This window comes from Thermomonas mangrovi, assembly GCF_028201335.1.
Taxonomy (GTDB): domain Bacteria; phylum Pseudomonadota; class Gammaproteobacteria; order Xanthomonadales; family Xanthomonadaceae; genus Thermomonas; species Thermomonas mangrovi.
Genome location: NZ_JAPEVV010000007.1, coordinates 194733 through 210365 on the forward strand (window position 1 = coordinate 194733; position 15633 = coordinate 210365).

At 66.5% G+C, this 15633-nt stretch carries 13 protein-coding genes; 12 read left to right on the top strand and 1 reads right to left on the bottom strand.

Annotation, left to right across the window (positions count from 1 at the left end; translation table 11 throughout):
- Nucleotides 1-23: 23 nt before the first annotated feature.
- The 5 genes from ON759_RS11280 to ON759_RS11300 all read left to right on the top strand — a co-directional run bounded on the left by ON759_RS11280 (nucleotide 24) and on the right by ON759_RS11300 (nucleotide 3976).
- On the top strand, nucleotides 24-725 hold the full coding sequence (locus ON759_RS11280) for a DUF6776 family protein (protein WP_271680485.1): 702 nt from the start codon (nucleotides 24-26) through the stop codon (nucleotides 723-725).
- 45 nt (nucleotides 726-770) lie between these two features.
- Complete coding sequence (gene erpA, locus ON759_RS11285) at nucleotides 771-1148, top strand: iron-sulfur cluster insertion protein ErpA (protein WP_271680486.1); 378 nt, start codon at nucleotides 771-773, stop codon at nucleotides 1146-1148.
- Between the two features lie 45 nt (nucleotides 1149-1193).
- A complete protein-coding gene (gene nudC / locus ON759_RS11290; protein ID WP_271680487.1) occupies nucleotides 1194-2120 on the top strand; it encodes an NAD(+) diphosphatase in 927 nt (308 codons plus the stop codon).
- 9 nt (nucleotides 2121-2129) lie between these two features.
- Complete coding sequence (locus tag ON759_RS11295) at nucleotides 2130-3032, top strand: hypothetical protein (protein ID WP_271680488.1); 903 nt, start codon at nucleotides 2130-2132, stop codon at nucleotides 3030-3032.
- A gap of 605 nt (nucleotides 3033-3637) precedes the next feature.
- Nucleotides 3638-3976, top strand: a complete 339-nt coding sequence (locus tag ON759_RS11300; protein ID WP_271680489.1) for an endonuclease domain-containing protein — start codon at nucleotides 3638-3640, stop codon at nucleotides 3974-3976.
- Between the two features lie 72 nt (nucleotides 3977-4048).
- Here the strand turns inward: ON759_RS11300 and ON759_RS11305 are convergent, their stop codons facing one another.
- Complete coding sequence (locus tag ON759_RS11305) at nucleotides 4049-5968, bottom strand: MFS transporter (RefSeq protein WP_271680490.1); 1920 nt, start codon at nucleotides 5966-5968, stop codon at nucleotides 4049-4051.
- A 119-nt stretch (nucleotides 5969-6087) separates the two neighbouring features.
- Here ON759_RS11305 and ON759_RS11310 point away from each other — a divergent pair, with 119 nt between their 5' ends.
- The 7 genes from ON759_RS11310 (at nucleotide 6088) to ON759_RS11340 (ending at nucleotide 15555) form a co-directional block, all read left to right on the top strand.
- On the top strand, nucleotides 6088-7932 hold the full coding sequence (locus ON759_RS11310; protein WP_271680491.1) for an HsdM family class I SAM-dependent methyltransferase: 1845 nt from the start codon (nucleotides 6088-6090) through the stop codon (nucleotides 7930-7932).
- Nucleotides 7929-9293, top strand: coding sequence for a restriction endonuclease subunit S (locus ON759_RS11315; protein WP_271680492.1), 1365 nt, complete (start codon nucleotides 7929-7931; stop codon nucleotides 9291-9293). Before ON759_RS11310 ends, ON759_RS11315 begins: the two co-directional genes overlap by 4 nt.
- Nucleotides 9290-10060: a hypothetical protein gene (locus ON759_RS11320; RefSeq protein WP_271680493.1), complete on the top strand. Its 771-nt coding sequence runs from the start codon at nucleotides 9290-9292 to the stop codon at nucleotides 10058-10060. The genes ON759_RS11315 and ON759_RS11320 overlap by 4 nt, the downstream gene beginning before the upstream one ends.
- Nucleotides 10061-10181: 121 nt before the next feature.
- Nucleotides 10182-11366 carry a Fic family protein gene (locus ON759_RS11325; RefSeq protein ID WP_271680494.1) on the top strand — a complete coding sequence of 395 codons (1185 nt, stop codon included), beginning with the start codon at nucleotides 10182-10184 and terminating at the stop codon, nucleotides 11364-11366.
- The gene (locus ON759_RS11330; protein ID WP_271680495.1) at nucleotides 11363-14482 is read left to right on the top strand and encodes a type I restriction endonuclease subunit R; all 3120 of its coding nucleotides are present in this window, start codon (nucleotides 11363-11365) and stop codon (nucleotides 14480-14482) included. The genes ON759_RS11325 and ON759_RS11330 overlap by 4 nt, the downstream gene beginning before the upstream one ends.
- Nucleotides 14483-14536: 54 nt before the next feature.
- The gene (locus ON759_RS11335) at nucleotides 14537-14887 is read left to right on the top strand and encodes a DUF2200 domain-containing protein (protein ID WP_271680496.1); all 351 of its coding nucleotides are present in this window, start codon (nucleotides 14537-14539) and stop codon (nucleotides 14885-14887) included.
- Nucleotides 14884-15555 (top strand): cold shock and DUF1294 domain-containing protein, encoded by a 672-nt coding sequence (locus tag ON759_RS11340; protein WP_271680497.1) that lies wholly within the window; start codon nucleotides 14884-14886, stop codon nucleotides 15553-15555. The genes ON759_RS11335 and ON759_RS11340 overlap by 4 nt, the downstream gene beginning before the upstream one ends.
- The last annotated feature ends 78 nt before the right edge of the window (nucleotides 15556-15633 follow it).

Below are 15633 nucleotides of genomic sequence, written 5' to 3' on the forward strand. Positions count from 1 at the left end.
AAAAGCGCGGCCTTATCCGGGCGATGTCGATCGAGCACCCGCCCGCCAAGATGCGCGACAGCGGCCATCCGCGGATGGCCTTGTGGCTGCTGGTGCTGGGCGCGGTGCTGCTGGGCGGCTGGGGCGCGTGGCGCACCTTCGCGCCGCAGCCGGGCAACGCGCGCGAGCGCATCGCCGAGCAGCAGGCGCGGATCGAGGCGCTGGAGCAGGAAGTGGCCACGCTGTCGCGCTCCGACCAGATCAGCCGGCAGGCCAACGCCGACCTGCAGGGCACGCTCGCCGAGCGCGACGAGGAAATCGCCGGCCTGCGCGCCGACATCGCCTTCTACGAGCGCTTCGTCGGCGCGACCGGGCAGCGCCACGGCCTGGGCGTGCACGCGCTCAAGCTGTCCGCGCAACGCGACCCGCAGCTCTGGCATTTCGTCGCCACCCTCACCCAGAACCTGAACCGCGGCGCGGTCAACCGTGGCCGCCTGACCCTGTCGGTGGAGGCCAGCGACGGCGGGCGCATGCGCCGGCTGGACTGGGGCACCCTGCGCCAGCATCAGGCCGCGCCCGGGGTGGAGTACTCGTTCAAGTACTTCCAGCAGGTCGAGGGCGACATCGTCCTGCCGCCCGGGGTGAAGCCGGTGCGGGTGATCGCGCGGCTGGTGCCGGCCGCCGGCGCGCCGCTGGAGCAGGGCTTCACCTGGGGCGAGGCCACCGCCGCCGGACCCGCGCCCTGACCCCGCGCGGTTGAATGCCCGGGCCGCGCGCCCCATCCTGTGCGCATGGACATCCAGACTTCCGCGCCGTCCGCAGGCGCCCCGATGCCGCCTGCCGCGCCCCTGCAATTCACCGCCGCCGCCGCTGCCAAGGTCCGCGAGCTGATCGCCGAAGAGGGCAATGCCGCGCTCAAGCTGCGCGTGTACATCCAGGGCGGCGGATGCTCCGGCTTCCAGTACGGCTTCGAGTTCGACGAGGGCCAGAACGAGGACGACCTCGCCATCGTCACCGACGGCGTGACCCTGCTGGTCGATCCGCTCAGCCTGCAGTACCTGATGGACGCGACCGTCGATTACACCGAGTCGCTGACCGGCGCGCAGTTCGTGATCCGCAACCCGAACGCCAAGACCACCTGCGGCTGCGGCAGCAGCTTCACGGTCTGAGCGATGCCGGCGCGGCAGGGCGTGGCCGATGACGCGCGGGGCCGCGTGAGCGCCGCCTCGCCGTTCACCTTCGTCGATGGCGCGCTCGACCGCGCCGACCACCTGCGCGACGACCCGGATGCGCTGGCCACGCTGTGGCCCGGCGCCCGGCTGGTGGTGCTGGATGCCGACGGCAAGGCGCTGGCCGACGACGACCTGCAACCGCTGCGGGTGACCGGGGCCGATGTCGGCGGCGGGCCCGGCGTCGCGACCTTCCTCGGGCTGGACCCAAGCGGCCATGCCTGGTGCTACGCCGAGGCCGCCACCCTCGCGCTCGACACGCCGCGCCGGATCGACCTGCGCCGCGCTGCCGCGAGCTGGCCGGCGTCGGAGGCCACCGCATTCGCGCAGGCCCGCGCGCTGCAGCACTGGCACCAGCGGCATCGCCACTGCGGCGCCTGCGGCGGCGCACTGCGCTTCGAACGCGCCGGCTGGTTGGGCCGTTGCACGGCCTGCGGCAGCGAGCACTACCCGCGCACCGACCAGGCGGTGATCGTCGCGGTGGGCGATGGCGACCGCCTGCTGCTCGGCCGCCAGGCCAGCTGGCCCGCGCGCCGCTGGTCGATCATCGCCGGCTTCGTCGAACCCGGCGAAACCCTGGAGCAGACCGTGGCCCGCGAGGTGCGCGAGGAAACCGGCGTGCGCGTGCGCCCCGGCAGCGCGCGCTACCTCGCCTCGCAGCCGTGGCCGTTCCCGGGCTCGCTGATGCTCGGCTTCCTGGCCGACGCGGAAGACCCCGCGGTCGCCGCCGGCGACGAGCTGGAGGACGCGCGCTGGTTCGACATCGAGGCGGTCCGCGCAGGCCTCGCCAACGACTGGGGCGACGCCGCGCCGGAGGGCGAGGGTATCGTCCTGTCGTCGCCGATCTCGATTGCCCGCCACGTCATCCGCGCGTGGCTGGACGCGCGCGACGCCCTGCGCGCCGGCGGCTAGACTGCGGCCATGGCCGCTTCCCTGATCGCCGTCCTCGCCGCGCTGGCCATCGGCCACCTCGCGCCGTCGCTGGCGGCCGGCCTGCGCCAGTTCGGCTGGTTCCGCAACTGGCTGCGCTGGCTCAACGCGCAGTTCCCGGAGGGCAGCCTGTGGCGCGGGCGCGTCGGCATCGCGCTGGCGCTGGCGGTGCCGCTGCTCGCGGCGGGCCTGTTGCAGGTCGCGCTGGACCGGCCGTTGCTCGGCTTCGTCGGCCTGCTGTTCGACATCGCCGTCTTGGCCTGGTGCTGGGGTCCTCGCGACCTCGACCGCGACGTCGCCGCGATCATCGACGCGCCCGATGCCCACGCCCGCCGCGAGGCCGCGACGCGGCTGTGGCCGGTCGGCGAACCAGTGCGGATGGACGGGCCGTCGCTGGTCGAGGCGGTGTTCCGCAGCGCCCTGCGCCGCTGGTTCGCGGTGCTGTTCTGGTTCCTGCTGCTGGGCCCGTTCGGGGCGCTGCTGTACCGCCTGTCCGCGCTGGCGGTGGACGAGGCCGTGGCCGACCTGCCGCCCGACACCGCGAGCGGCGCACGCGCCTGGCTGGCGGTGCTGGAATGGCCGGTGGCGCAGCTGGTGACCCTGGCGCTGGCGCTGGTCGGCAACTTCGACAGCGTGGTCGGCGCCTGGCGCGAACCCGGCGCGCTCGGCCTGCACACCCGCGTGCTGGGCCACGCCGCGCGCGCCAGCGTGCGCTGCGACATCGCCGAGGAAGTCGCCGACTACGCGGAGTCCGGCCTCACCCCGACCACCGCCATCGCCGAAGTGTTCGGCGAGATGCCGGAACTGCGCGACGCCATGGCCCTGGCCTGGCGCATCCTGGTGCTGTGGCTCGCGGCGATCGCGCTGTTCGTGATCGCCGGCTGGGTGCGCTAGCGACTACGCCGCCTCGCCGCGCAGGGCGCGGACGCGGGCTTCCAGCAATTCGGCGGTGGCGACGCGGCCGTCCAACACCTCGACGCGCGCGCATGCATGCCCACGCTTCGCAGCCCCTGGGGATGTACGGCGATACCGCCGGCGATGGTGGGTGTTTCCCCGATCGCAGCGCGACCCGCACGGATCGATCCTGTTCCCGCAACGCGATGCCCTTGTTGGAGCAGGTGGCGCGCAGCGCCGGGAGATTGATGTACGCGTGCACCGCGATGCTCTCCCTCTCCCCTTGCGGGGGAGGGTGGCGCGCAGCGCCGGGAAGTTGATGTGCGTGCGCATCGCGATGTTCTCGCTCTCCCCTTGTGGGAGAGGGTGGCGCGGAGCGCCGGGAAGTTGATGTGCGTGCGCATCGCGATGTTCTCCCTCTCCCTTTGTGGGAGAGGGTGGCGCGCAGCGCCGGGGAATGGATGTGCGTGCGCATCGCGATGTTCTCCCTCTCCCCTTGTGGGAGAGGGTGGCGCGCAGCGCCGGGAAGTTGATATGCGTGCGCATCGCGATGTTCTCCCTCTCCCCTTGTGGGAGAGGGTGGCGCGCAGCGCCGGGAGAGGGGAATGCCGCTTCGATACGCGAAAGCCATGCGTTCCGCCCCCACTGACGCCGAGCGCAGGCTCTGGCACCACCTGCGGGCCCGCCGGCTCTGTGGCTTCAAGTTCAAGCGACAACAGCCGATGGGCGCCTACATCGTCGATTTCATCTGCTTCGATCGGCAACTGGTCATCGAAGTGGATGGCAGGCAGCACGCGCAGAGGCAAGCGGAGGATGCGACGCGCACTGCATGGCTCCAGGCGCAAGGGTTCCGGGTGCGCCGATTCTGGAATGATGAGGTCCTCAGGGATCTGCCGGCCGTGCTCGACACGATCAGGTCTTCACTGTACGCCGGCCAGCCATGACCCCTCTCCCGGCGCTACGCGCCACCCTCTCCCAAAAGGGGAGAGGGAAGGGCATTGCGAGCAAGCGAGCGACTACGCCGCCTCGCCGCGCAGGGCGCGGACGCGGGCTTCCAGCAGCTCGGCGGTGGCGACGCGGCCGTCCACCGGCTCGCCGGCCATCACCTCGATGCGCGCGCGCAGGCGGTGCGGTACCCGCATCCGGTCCAGCAGGCCGCCGGCGCGGGCGTTGACCCGCCGGCTCCACATGCTGCCCCACATGTTGCGCAGGGCCATCGGCACCACCGGCACCACCTGGCCGCGCGCGGCCGCGCGTTCCAGGATCTTCTCCACCCCGGACTTGAACGGCGCGATGTCGCCATCCTTGGTCAGCGCGCCCTCGGGGAAGATGCAGACCAGCTCGCCCTCGGCCAGCGCGGCATCCACCGCGTCGAACGCCGCCTGCATCACCGCCGGGTCCTCGCGCGCGCCGGCGATCGGGATCGCTTTCGCGGTGCGGAAGATCCAGCGCATCACCGGGATGTTGAAGATCCGGTAGTACATGACGAAGCGCGCAGGCCGCGGGATGCTGGCCGACAGGATCAGCGCGTCCATGTAGCTGACGTGGTTGCACACCAGCAGCGCCGCGCCCTCGTCGGGGACGTGCCGCTCGATGCCGTGCAGCTTCAGCCGGTACAGCGTGCGCACCAGCAGCCAGCTGAGGAAGCGCATCAGGAATTCGGGGACGATGGTGAAGATGTAGATCGCCACCAGCGTGTTCGCCACCGCCAGCGCCAGGAACACCTGCGGGATGCTCCAGCCGAACACCCGCTGCAGCGCGATCCCGATCAGCGCCGCGGCCACGATGAACATGGCGTTCTGGATGTTCATGCCGGCGATCACCCGCGCCAGCTCGTTGCGCGCCGTGCGGCTCTGGATCAGCGCGAACAGCGGCACCACGAAGAAGCCGGTGAACAGGCCGATGCCGGTGAGGTCCAGCATGATCCGCCAGCTGCCCGGCATCGCCACGAATTCCATCACCGTGTGCCCGTGCGCCAGCGCATGCCCCGGCCGCGCGAAGTACAGGTCGAGCAGGAACGCGCTGACGCCGAACGCGCCCAGCGGCACCAGGCCGATCTCCACCACCCGCCCGGACAGCTTCTCGCAGGACACCGAACCCACGCCCACGCCCACCGAGAACAGCGCCAGCGCCAGGATGTACAGGCTCTGCGTGCCGCCCAGGTTGGCCTCGGCGTAGACCGGCAACTGCGCGGTCAGCACCGTGCCGACGAACCAGAACCAGCTCACCCCCAGCACCGCGTTGCGCACCGCCAGCTGCTTGCGGGTCAGCTGCCAGATCCGCCACGACTCGCGCGCGATGTTCCAGTCCACCTTCAGCGCGGGATCGCCTGCGTCCACCTTCGGGATGCGTCGCGCCACCGTGTTGCCGGCGATCGCCAGCAGGATGATCGACGCCGCCGCGACGTACGGCCCGCGCTCGCCTGCCAGCTGGAAGATCAGCCCGCCGAAGATCATCCCCACCAGGATCGCGATCGACGTGCCCATCTCCACCAGGCCGTTGCCGCCGGTCAGCTCCTCGGGCTTCAGCACCGAGGGCAGGATCGAATACTTCACCGGCCCGAACAGCGTGGATTGCAACCCGGTGCCGAACAGCGCGACCAGCAGGATCGGCATGCTCTGCAGCACGAAGCCCAGCGCCGCCACCGACATGATCGCGATCTCCATCGTGGTGGTGACCACGATGAGCTTCTGCTTCTCCAGCCGCTCCGCCACCTGCCCCGCGGTGGCCGAGAACAGGAAGTAGGGCAGGATGAAGATCGCCGGCGCCAGGTTCGCGTACAGCGCCTTCTCGTCGCTGGACACCGCCATGAACGCCAGCAGCCCGATGATCGCCTGCCGGTACACGTTGTCGTTGAAGGACCCCAGCGCCTGCACCACGAAATAGGGCAGGAAGCGGCGCTGCCGGAGCAGGTTGAACTGGCTGTGGCCGGACATGCGGTCCCCCGTCTGGATGCGGGGAGGATAGCGGACGGCGATGGCGCGGCGGTCTCGGCCTGCGCGACCCGCGTGACTATGATGGTGGCCCCAACCTGCTATCCGGATCGCGCCCCCGCATGAACCAGGCTGCCTTGTCCTCCTTCATCTGGTCCGTGGCCGACCTGTTGCGGGGCAACTTCAAGCAATCCGACTACGGCAAGGTAATCCTGCCGTTCACCGTGCTGCGCCGCATGGACAGCGTGCTGGCCCCGACCAAGCAGAAGGTCCTGGCGGAGGTCGGCAAGAAGCAGGCGGCGGGCGTCAACCCCGCACCGTTCCTGCTACGCATCACGAAAGTCGGCTTCTACAACACCTGTCCGATGGACCTGCGGGCGGTGCTGGGCGACCAGGATCACGTCAAGCAAAACCTCTATGCCTACCTGGACGGCTTCTCGCCGGAGGCGCGGGACATCTTCGAGCGTTTCGACTTCCACACCCAGGTCGAGCGGCTGGCCAAGGACGGTCTGCTGTACCTGGTCGCCGAGAAGTTCGCCAACATCGACCTGCACCCGGATCGCGTGGACAACGCGCAGATGGGCCATGTGTTCGAGGAGCTGATCCGCAAGTTCGCGGAACTGTCGAACGAAACCGCCGGCGAGCACTTCACCCCGCGTGAGGTGATCCGCCTCATGGTCAACCTCATTTTCATCGAGGACGACGACGTGCTGACCCCCGGCAACGCCGTGGTCCGCACCGTGTACGACCCCACGGCAGGCACCGGCGGCATGCTCTCTGTCGCGGCCGAACACCTGCTGGCGCACAACCCCGCCGCGCGCCTCACCCTGTCGGGGCAGGAGCTCAACAACGAGTCCTACGCCATCTGCAAGGCGGACATGCTGATCCGTGGCCAGCCGGTGGAGAACATCGTGCCCGGCAATACCCTGAGCGAGGACGGCCACGCCCAGCGCAAGTTCGACTACATGCTGTCCAATCCGCCGTTCGGGGTGGAGTGGAAGAAAGTCGAAAAGCAGGTGCGCGCCGAACACGAACAGAAAGGCTTCGATGGCCGTTTCGGGCCGGGCCTGCCCCGCGTATCGGACGGTTCCATGCTGTTCCTGCTGCACCTGGTGTCGAAGATGGCGCCGGTGGTGGATGGCAAGGGCGGCAGCCGCTTCGGCATCGTCCTCAACGGGTCGCCACTGTTCACCGGCGGCGCGGGCAGCGGCGAGAGCGAGATCCGCCGCTACCTGCTGGAGAACGACCTGGTGGAGGCCATCATCGGCCTGCCCACCGACATGTTCTACAACACCGGCATCAGCACGTATGTCTGGATCGTCAGCAACAAGAAGCCGCAGTGGCGGCGCGGCAGCGTGCAGCTGATCGACGCCAGCAGTTTCTGGCAGAAGATGCGCAAGTCGCTGGGCAGCAAGCGCAAGGAAATGGGCGAGGCGCATATCGCCGAGGTGACGCGGCTGTTCGGCGACTTCGCCGAGGCCGACCTGATCACCCTGTTCGATGCCGACGGCAAGGAAATCGCCCGTCACATCGTGCGCGAAGGCCAAGTGGCGCCGGACGCGCCCGCTGGCGGCAAGGCCAGGCGCGTCCCGCTGTCGCGGCGTTTCAAGAACGAGGCCTTCGGCTACACCACGATCACCGTGGAGCGCCCGCTGCGCGATGACGCCGGCAACATCGTGCTGGGCCAGAAGGGCAAGCAGAAGGGCCAGCCGCAGCCGGACAGCAGCCTGCGCGATACCGAGAACGTGCCGCTGGGGCAGGACATCGACGATTACTTCAAGCGCGAAGTGCTGCCGCATGCGCCGGATGCGTGGATCGACGAGGCGAAGTCGAAGGTGGGCTACGAGATTCCGTTCAACCGGCACTTTTATGTGTTCGTGCCGCCGCGGCCGCTGGAGGTGATCGATGCGGAGCTGAAGGAGGTGTCGGCGCGGATCATGCGGATGCTGGGGGAGTTGGCGGAATGAGTTTGCCGGGGTATGCGGAGTACAAGGACAGCCGGGTGGACTGGCTAGGGGAGGTGCCGGGTCACTGGAATGTCAACAAGGTCAAGACAGTGATTAGGTCCATCGATTCCGGGGTGAGCGTCAACGCCGCCGATACCCCGGCTGAAGATCAGTCCATTGGCGTGCTGAAGACAAGTTGCGTCTATGACGGGACGTTTCGCCCTGAGGAAAACAAAGCGGTAGTGGAGGAAGACCTGAACCGCGTCGCTTGTCCTGTGAAGAAGGACGCGATGATTGTCAGCCGCATGAACACGCCGTCGCTAGTCGGAGCGGCGGGCTTGGTCAAGGAAAGCAAGCCCAACATCTATCTTCCTGACCGTCTCTGGCAGGTGCATTTTCAGTCATGTTCACCAGCATTTGTGCACTACTGGACCTTGAGTCAGGCCTATCGATGCCAAGTCGAGATCGCATGCTCTGGTGCTAGTTCAAGCATGCAAAATTTGGGGCAGGACCAGTTCAAGAGCTTCCTGATTCCTTTGCCGCCGGACGACGAGCAAGTGTCAATTGCGGGTTTCCTCGACCGCGAAACCGCAAAGATCGACGCCCTGATCGCCGAACAGGAAACCCTGCTGGCCCTGCTGGCCGAGAAGCGCCAGGCCACCATCTCGCACGCCGTCACCCGCGGCCTTGATCCCGACGTGCCGATGAAGGGCTCCGGCATTGCGTGGCTGGGGGAGGTGCCGGCGCATTGGGAGGTCCGTCCGCTTAAGGCGATTGTTTCGACGCCGATCACGGACGGACCCCACGAGACGCCGCAATTCCTTGAGGAAGGCGTTCCATTTGTGTCTGCTGAGGCTGTTAGTGGTGGCGCTATCAACTTTGAAAAAGTGCGGGCCTACATCTCCCATGAAGATGATGTGCGGTACTCGCAAAAGTACAAGCCGCAGCTCCATGACATCTATATGGTCAAGTCGGGCGCCACAACGGGTGTAACGGCGATTGTTGAGGGACGAACAGACTTCAATATCTGGTCTCCATTGGCGGCAATTCGCTGCAATACTCAAATGGCCGACCCGTACTACGTCCTCAACTATTTGCGGTCCAAGAATTTTCAGGAGGCAGTTGCGCTCAACTGGAGTTTCGGGACCCAGCAAAATATCGGTATGGGAGTTCTAGGAGATCTCGCAGTGGTGTTGCCGCCACTGGAAGAGCAGCGCGAGATTGCTCGGCATCTGGACTCTCAGTTGGGAGTTTTCCCTACGATGCGGGAAGCAGCTGAAACGGCTGTGACGCTTTTGCGCGAGCGTCGCAGCGCCCTGATCGCCGCCGCCGTCACCGGCAAGATCGACGTGCGCGGCCAAGTCGATGCGCTAGCCGCATGAGCTTCATCGCCGACTTCATCCAGTCAGGCCACCTGCCCGACATCGAGTACCGCACCGTCGCGCCTGAAGAAATCGTTTCGCCCCGCATCACCACCCGCGAGGGCGTGCCTGTCGTGTACATGCACGGCGAACGCAGCGCGCCGCACAAGGGCTTCGTCCCCGTCGCGGACTTCCTGCACCGGCTGGCGCGGCGCGAACCCAACCTGGCCGTGACCGGCTATCGGGCCAACGGGCGACAGACCACGATCTCCTTCAACAAGACCGAGCGCGTCACCCTGTCGCCGCGCCTGCAGGCCTTCCTGCTCAGCCTGGCATCGGCCCGGGACAGCAAGAGCGGATCAGTGGTTGCCTTCCTCGCGAACTTGTCGCCGCTATACGCGCATGAGCGGCATGACGGCCTGTGGTGCGCCCGCAGCCTGTCCGATGGCACGCTGATCCTGCCCGTGGATGAAACCGAGTGGGGTGAAGAGATCGGTCGGGTGATGGTGCACTGGCAGGGCGATAGCGCCCGCCAGAGCGAGATCAACGGCGAGGACCTTGCAGCGCTGGCCCTGGAGCGCTACGTGCGCCTGCATGGCGTGGGCGCCAGCGAGGAGGCCATCGCGGCCGAGTTATGGTTCATGGACCGGCATTTCACGTTCAAGACCGGCTGCCATGCCAATTTGCCGTTGCTGCCGGAGCCGCCAAGCCGGTTGGCCAAGGCCGGGCGCAAGGCGCTGGAGATGGGGCAAGGCATCCTGACCAACCTGATCACCCCTCGGCTGTAAGGAAGGCAATCGCACGCTCCTTGCGCTGCGCTGGCTTGAATACAGGCCAGAACCCCGCCTATAGTCAACGCAGCCTATCGCATGGACATCCTTCGGAGCCATGCGCAACCGGGGATTGCGCATGACCCAGCAGATCGCCTCCATCCGTGCCGGTCGCTACCTACGCCAACCGACCGGCTACCGGGCGTTCATCCCGGCGCCATTGCCACCGGATCCTCCGGTCGCCCTGTCCGGCGACCTGCCGGGCTTGCTCTCGCAGGCGGACCGCGCGCTGGGCAGGCTGGATGGGTCCGTATTGACCCTGCCCAATCCGGATCTGTTCGTCTTCATGTACGTGCGCAAGGAGGCGGTGCTCTCCAGCCAGATCGAGGGCACCCAGAGCTCCCTGCAGGACTTGCTGGCCGCCGAGGCCAACCTCTTCGACGAGACCATGCCGCGTGACGTGGATGAGGTGGTCAATTACGTGCGTGCGATGAAGCACGGCCTGGCCCGGTTGGCGGAGCTGCCGGTCTCGGTGCGCCTGATTCGGGAAATCCACGAACAACTGATGCAGGGCGTGCGCGGCGGTCGCTTGCAACCGGGCGAGCTGCGCCGCAGCCAGAATTGGATCGGTCCGGGCGGCTGCACGCTGGCGACTGCCAGCTTCGTTCCACCGCCGCACGAAGAGGTGCCGCAAGCGTTGGGCGATCTGGAGACGTTCCTCCATTGCGATGACGGCTTGCCGCCCTTGGTGAAAATCGCCTTGGCGCACGTGCAGTTCGAAACGATCCACCCGTTCCTGGATGGCAATGGGCGAGTGGGACGGCTCCTGATCACGTTCCTCCTGACCGAGTGCGGCGTGTTGCACAAGCCGGTGCTCTACCTCTCGCACTACTTCCGCCAGCATCGCCAGTCCTACTACGATCACTTGCAGGCGGTGCGCGACCATGGCGATTGGGAGGCGTGGCTGGCGTTCTTCCTGCGTGGCGTCATCGAGGTCGCAGGCGAGGCCTCGGATACCGCGCGACGCATCCAGTTGCTGCGGGAGCAGCATCGGACGGCGATTACCGATGGGCTGGGTCGCGCGGCCGGCAATGGGCATCGCGTGCTGGAGAGCCTGTTCAACCGACCCATCGTGACCGTGGCCGAAGTCCAGGCGCTGATTGGGACGACATATGCCGCTGCCAACGTGCTGGTTGCCCGCCTGGTGGAACTGGGCATCCTGGTGGAGATGACGGGTTTCGCACGCAATCGCAGGTTCCGCTACGAACCCTACGTGCGACTGTTCACGGACGATATTCCCGCTGCGGGGGCAGCACTCGCATGAATCTGCACCGCGAACACCACTTCGAACGTGAGATCTGCGAGCACCTTGCCGCCAACGGCTGGCTTTACGCAGAGGATGATGCCGCGCGCTACGACCGCGAACATTCGCTGTTCTTGCCGGACCTGCTGGCATGGATCGAACAGACGCAACCGGCCAGCTGGCAGGCGCTGATCAAGACGCATGGCTCGCAGCTCGGCGAGCGCGTGGCCTCGCGGATGCGCAAGAGTCTGGACGAGCGCGGCACTCTGGATGTGCTGCGCCGTGGCGTCGAAATGGTGGGGCTGAAGGCGCCACTTTCGGTGGTGCAGTTCAAGCCTGCGCTGGCAATGAATCCGGTGATCGAGCAGCACTACGCGGCCAACCGACTTCGGGTGGTGCGGCAGGTCCACCATTCGCTGAACAACACGCAGGACAGCGTTGACCTGGTGCTGTTCGTCAACGGCATTGCCGTGGCCACGGCCGAGCTCAAATCCGATTTCACCCAATCCGTGGGCGATGCGGTGGACCAGTACCGCTTCGACCGTCCTCCACAGCCGAAGGGCGGGCGTGCGGAGCCGTTGCTGGGATTCCCGGGCGGGGCGCTGGTGCACTTTGCGGTGAGCCAGGCCGAAGTGATGATGACCACGCGCTTGCAAGGCGCAGCGACGCGTTTCCTGCCGTTCAATCGCGGCAACGCGGGTGGCGCGGGCAATGCGCCGAATCCCGACGGCTTCGCGACCAGCTACCTATGGGAACAGGTCTGGGCGCGTGACAGCTGGCTGGAAATCCTGGGCCGTTATCTGATCGGCAAGCGCGACGACCGCAAGCAACTGACCAGCGTGATCTTCCCGCGCTACCACCAGCTCGATGCCACCCGCATGCTGGTGGCGGACGTCCTTGCGAATGGGGCAGGGCAGCGCTACCTGATCCAGCACTCCGCCGGCTCCGGCAAGACCAACTCCATCGCCTGGAGCGCGCATTTCCTGGCCGATCTGCACGATGCCGGTAACCGCAAGCTGTTCGACAGCGTGTTGGTGGTATCCGATCGCAACGTGCTGGATGCGCAGTTGCAGGAGGCGATCTTCGATTTCGAACGCACTACTGGCGTGGTGGCATCCATCACCGGGGGCTCCGGCAGCAAGAGCGCGGAATTGGGGCAAGCGTTGAAGGATGGCAAGAAGATCATCGTCTGCACCATCCAGACCTTCCCGTTCGCATTGCAAGCCGTGCAGGAACTGGCAGCGACGGAGGGCAAGCGCTTTGCGGTCATCGCCGACGAGGCGCATAGTTCGCAGACCGGCGAGTCCGCCGCCAAGCTCAAGCAGTTGCTGAGCGCGCAGGAATGGGCAGAGCTGCAGGATGGCGGCGAGCTCGATACTGAGGCGCTGTTGGCGGCTGGCATGGCGGCACGCGCGGGCGCGAACGAAGGACTGACTTACCTGGCCTTTACCGCCACGCCCAAGGCCAAGACCCTGGAGCTGTTCGGCCGGCCCGGCGCGGATGGCTTGCCACAGCCATTTCATGTGTATTCGATGCGTCAGGCCATCGAGGAAGGTTTCATTCTCGATGTGCTGCGCAACTACACGCCATATGACCTAGCGTTTCGCTTGGCGCATCAAGGACAGGAGTTCGACCAAACGGCTGTGGAGCGATCCGCAGCGATGAAAGGCATCATGCAGTGGGTGCGCTTGCACGCCTACAACATCGCAGCCAAGGTGCAGATCGTGGTGGAGCACTATCGCGAGAACGTGCAGCCGCTGCTGGATGGCAAGGCCAAGGCCATGGTGGTGGTGGGGTCGCGCAAGGAAGCGGTGCGCTGGCAAAAGGCGATCCGAGGCTACATCGAGCGCCAGGGCTATCCCCTCGGTGTGCTGGTGGCGTTCTCAGGCGAGGTCAATGATCCCGAGAGCTACCCGGAGGGAGTCACCGAGACCAGCAAGTTGCTCAACCCGACGCTCAAGGGTGACATCCGGGAGGCGTTCGCCAAGCCGGAATTCCACCTGTTGCTGGTGGCCAACAAGTTCCAGACCGGCTTCGACCAGCCGCTGCTGTGCGGCATGTACGTGGACAAGCTGCTCGGTGGCATCCAAGCGGTCCAGACGCTGTCCCGACTCAACCGTGCGTACCCCGGCAAGGACACTACCTACATCCTGGACTTCGCCAATGATCCGGCAGAGGTCCTGAAGGCGTTCCAGACGTATTACGAAACCGCTGCACTGGAAGCCACCACCGATCCGCATCTGATCTATGACTTGCGCGCCAAGCTCGATGCCAGCGGTCATTACGACAGTTTCGAAGTGGATCGCGTCGCCAAGGTGGAGACGGATCCGACCGGTACGCAAGCCCAACTCAGTGCCGCCATCGCACCCGTTGCCGATCGCTTGCTGAAGCGCTATCGCGCGTCCCAGCAGGCCAAGGCGTCCGCAGAGGCTGCGAATGACGACGGTGCGATCAAGGCGGCGAAGGAGGCCATTGACGCACTGGTGCTATTCAAGAGTGATCTCGGCGCCTATGTGCGTCTTTACGCATTTCTTTCGCAAATGTTCGATTACGGGAATACCGACATCGAGAAGCGCTTCATCTTCTACAAGCGCCTGTTGCCGTTGCTGGAGTTCGGACGAGAGCGCGAACAGGTGGATCTGTCCGCGATCGTGTTGACTCACCACACGTTGCGTACTGGCGGTAACCAGGCGTTGTACCTGGGCGCAGGTGAAGCCCTGAAACTTCCACCGATTGATGCAGCCGGCAGCGGGCATGTGCAGGAGAAGCAACAGGCCTACCTCTCGGAAATCATCGAGAGGGTGAACGGATTGTTCGAGGGCCAGCTCACGGACGACGACCAGCTTGTTTACGTGAATGGTGTTTTGAAAGGCAAGCTGTTGGAGAACGCGATGCTGGTCGAGCAGGCTGCCAGCAACAGCAAGGAACAGTTCGCCAATTCCCCAGATCTGAGGCAGGCATTGCTCGATGCCATCATCGATGCGCTGGACGCGCATACGACGATGAGCAGCCAGGCGCTCAACTCGCCCCGAATTCAAGATGGGCTGCGCGACATCCTGCTCGGACCAGGTCAGCTGTACGAGTCACTGCGCGGCCGCAGCCAAAATTCAAGTGATCTACCGCGACCGCAGCCCTAGTTCGTCAATGTCGCGACTCACAACACAAGACCCCGCCACGCCCGCAGGCACCCCATGCAGCTCGAAAAAGTCTTCGCCCTCCACTGGGCCAAGCTCTACCCGGTCTACCTGAAGAAGGTCGTCGCCAAGGGCCGCAGCCAGGACGAGCTGGATGCCGTCATCCAGTGGCTGACCGGCTACACCGCCGCGGACCTGCGCGCGCTGGAGCAGGGCGATGTGGACCTGCGGGCATTCTTCGCGCAAGCGCCGGCGTTCAACCCCAACGCGCACCTGGTCACCGGCACGGTCTGCGGGGTGCGGGTGGAGGACGTGGCCGACCCGCTGATGCGCCAGATCCGCCAGCTGGACAAGCTGTTGGACGAATTGGGGAAGGGCCGGGCGCTGGGGAAGATCCTGCGCGCATGAACGCGGCGACGGACGGGGGCGCGATGCGATACGCGGGACGGATCAGCCAGTGGAATGACGAGAAGGGCTTCGGCTTCGTCACCCCGCACGATGGCGGCACGCGCGCCTTCGTGCACATCAAGGCGTTCCAGGTGTCCGGGCGTCGGCCCGCGGAGGGCGATCTCATTTCCTATGCCGCGGTGCCCGACGCGCGCGGGCGCTTGAACGCCACCGAGGTCCGGTTCGCCGGGCAGCGCATCCTGACCCCGGCGCCGGCACCCGAGCGCGACATGCGCCCGCGCAGGCCGCCGAGGCGCATCCCCCGGGTCGCGATCGGCACGTTGTTCCTGGCGGCTGTGGTCGGGCTGATGGTGGTCGGCACCTTGCCTGCGGTGATCGGCCTGGGCTACCTGCTGCTGAGCGCGGCGTCGTACCTGGCGTACAGCATCGATAAGGAAGTGGCGGGCAGGCCGCGCTGGCGGCGCACGCCGGAAAGCACCCTGCACACCTTGGACCTGCTGGGCGGTTGGCCGGGCGGCCTGATTGCGCAGCAGGTGGTGAAGCACAAGACGTCGAAGCAGTCCTTCCAGCAGGCGTTCTGGCTGACCGTGGTGCTGAACCTGGTGGCGGTCGCGATCCTGTGGCGCGCGGGCATCGCCGCGACCTGGACGCGCTGGTTGCTGGGCTGACGCGCCCCGCGCGACGGGGATGCATCGTTCCACCCGCCGCCCTCGTGCCGGCGCCGGGGCATCCCTACAGTGCAGGCT

Bases quoted from the DNA above. Each gene is read 5' to 3' on its own strand.
- ON759_RS11280 (WP_271680485.1), top strand. From the start codon at position 24: ATGTCGATCGAGCACCCGCCCGCCAAGATGCGCGACAGCGGCCATCCG.
- erpA (WP_271680486.1), top strand. From the start codon at position 771: ATGGACATCCAGACTTCCGCGCCGTCCGCAGGCGCCCCGATGCCGCCT.
- ON759_RS11295 (WP_271680488.1), top strand. From the start codon at position 2,130: ATGGCCGCTTCCCTGATCGCCGTCCTCGCCGCGCTGGCCATCGGCCAC.
- ON759_RS11300 (WP_271680489.1), top strand. From the start codon at position 3,638: ATGCCGCTTCGATACGCGAAAGCCATGCGTTCCGCCCCCACTGACGCC.
- ON759_RS11305 (WP_271680490.1), bottom strand. From the start codon at position 5,968: ATGTCCGGCCACAGCCAGTTCAACCTGCTCCGGCAGCGCCGCTTCCTG.
- ON759_RS11310 (WP_271680491.1), top strand. From the start codon at position 6,088: ATGAACCAGGCTGCCTTGTCCTCCTTCATCTGGTCCGTGGCCGACCTG.
- ON759_RS11315 (WP_271680492.1), top strand. From the start codon at position 7,929: ATGAGTTTGCCGGGGTATGCGGAGTACAAGGACAGCCGGGTGGACTGG.
- ON759_RS11320 (WP_271680493.1), top strand. From the start codon at position 9,290: ATGAGCTTCATCGCCGACTTCATCCAGTCAGGCCACCTGCCCGACATC.
- ON759_RS11325 (WP_271680494.1), top strand. From the start codon at position 10,182: ATGACCCAGCAGATCGCCTCCATCCGTGCCGGTCGCTACCTACGCCAA.
- ON759_RS11330 (WP_271680495.1), top strand. From the start codon at position 11,363: ATGAATCTGCACCGCGAACACCACTTCGAACGTGAGATCTGCGAGCAC.
- ON759_RS11335 (WP_271680496.1), top strand. From the start codon at position 14,537: ATGCAGCTCGAAAAAGTCTTCGCCCTCCACTGGGCCAAGCTCTACCCG.
- ON759_RS11340 (WP_271680497.1), top strand. From the start codon at position 14,884: ATGAACGCGGCGACGGACGGGGGCGCGATGCGATACGCGGGACGGATC.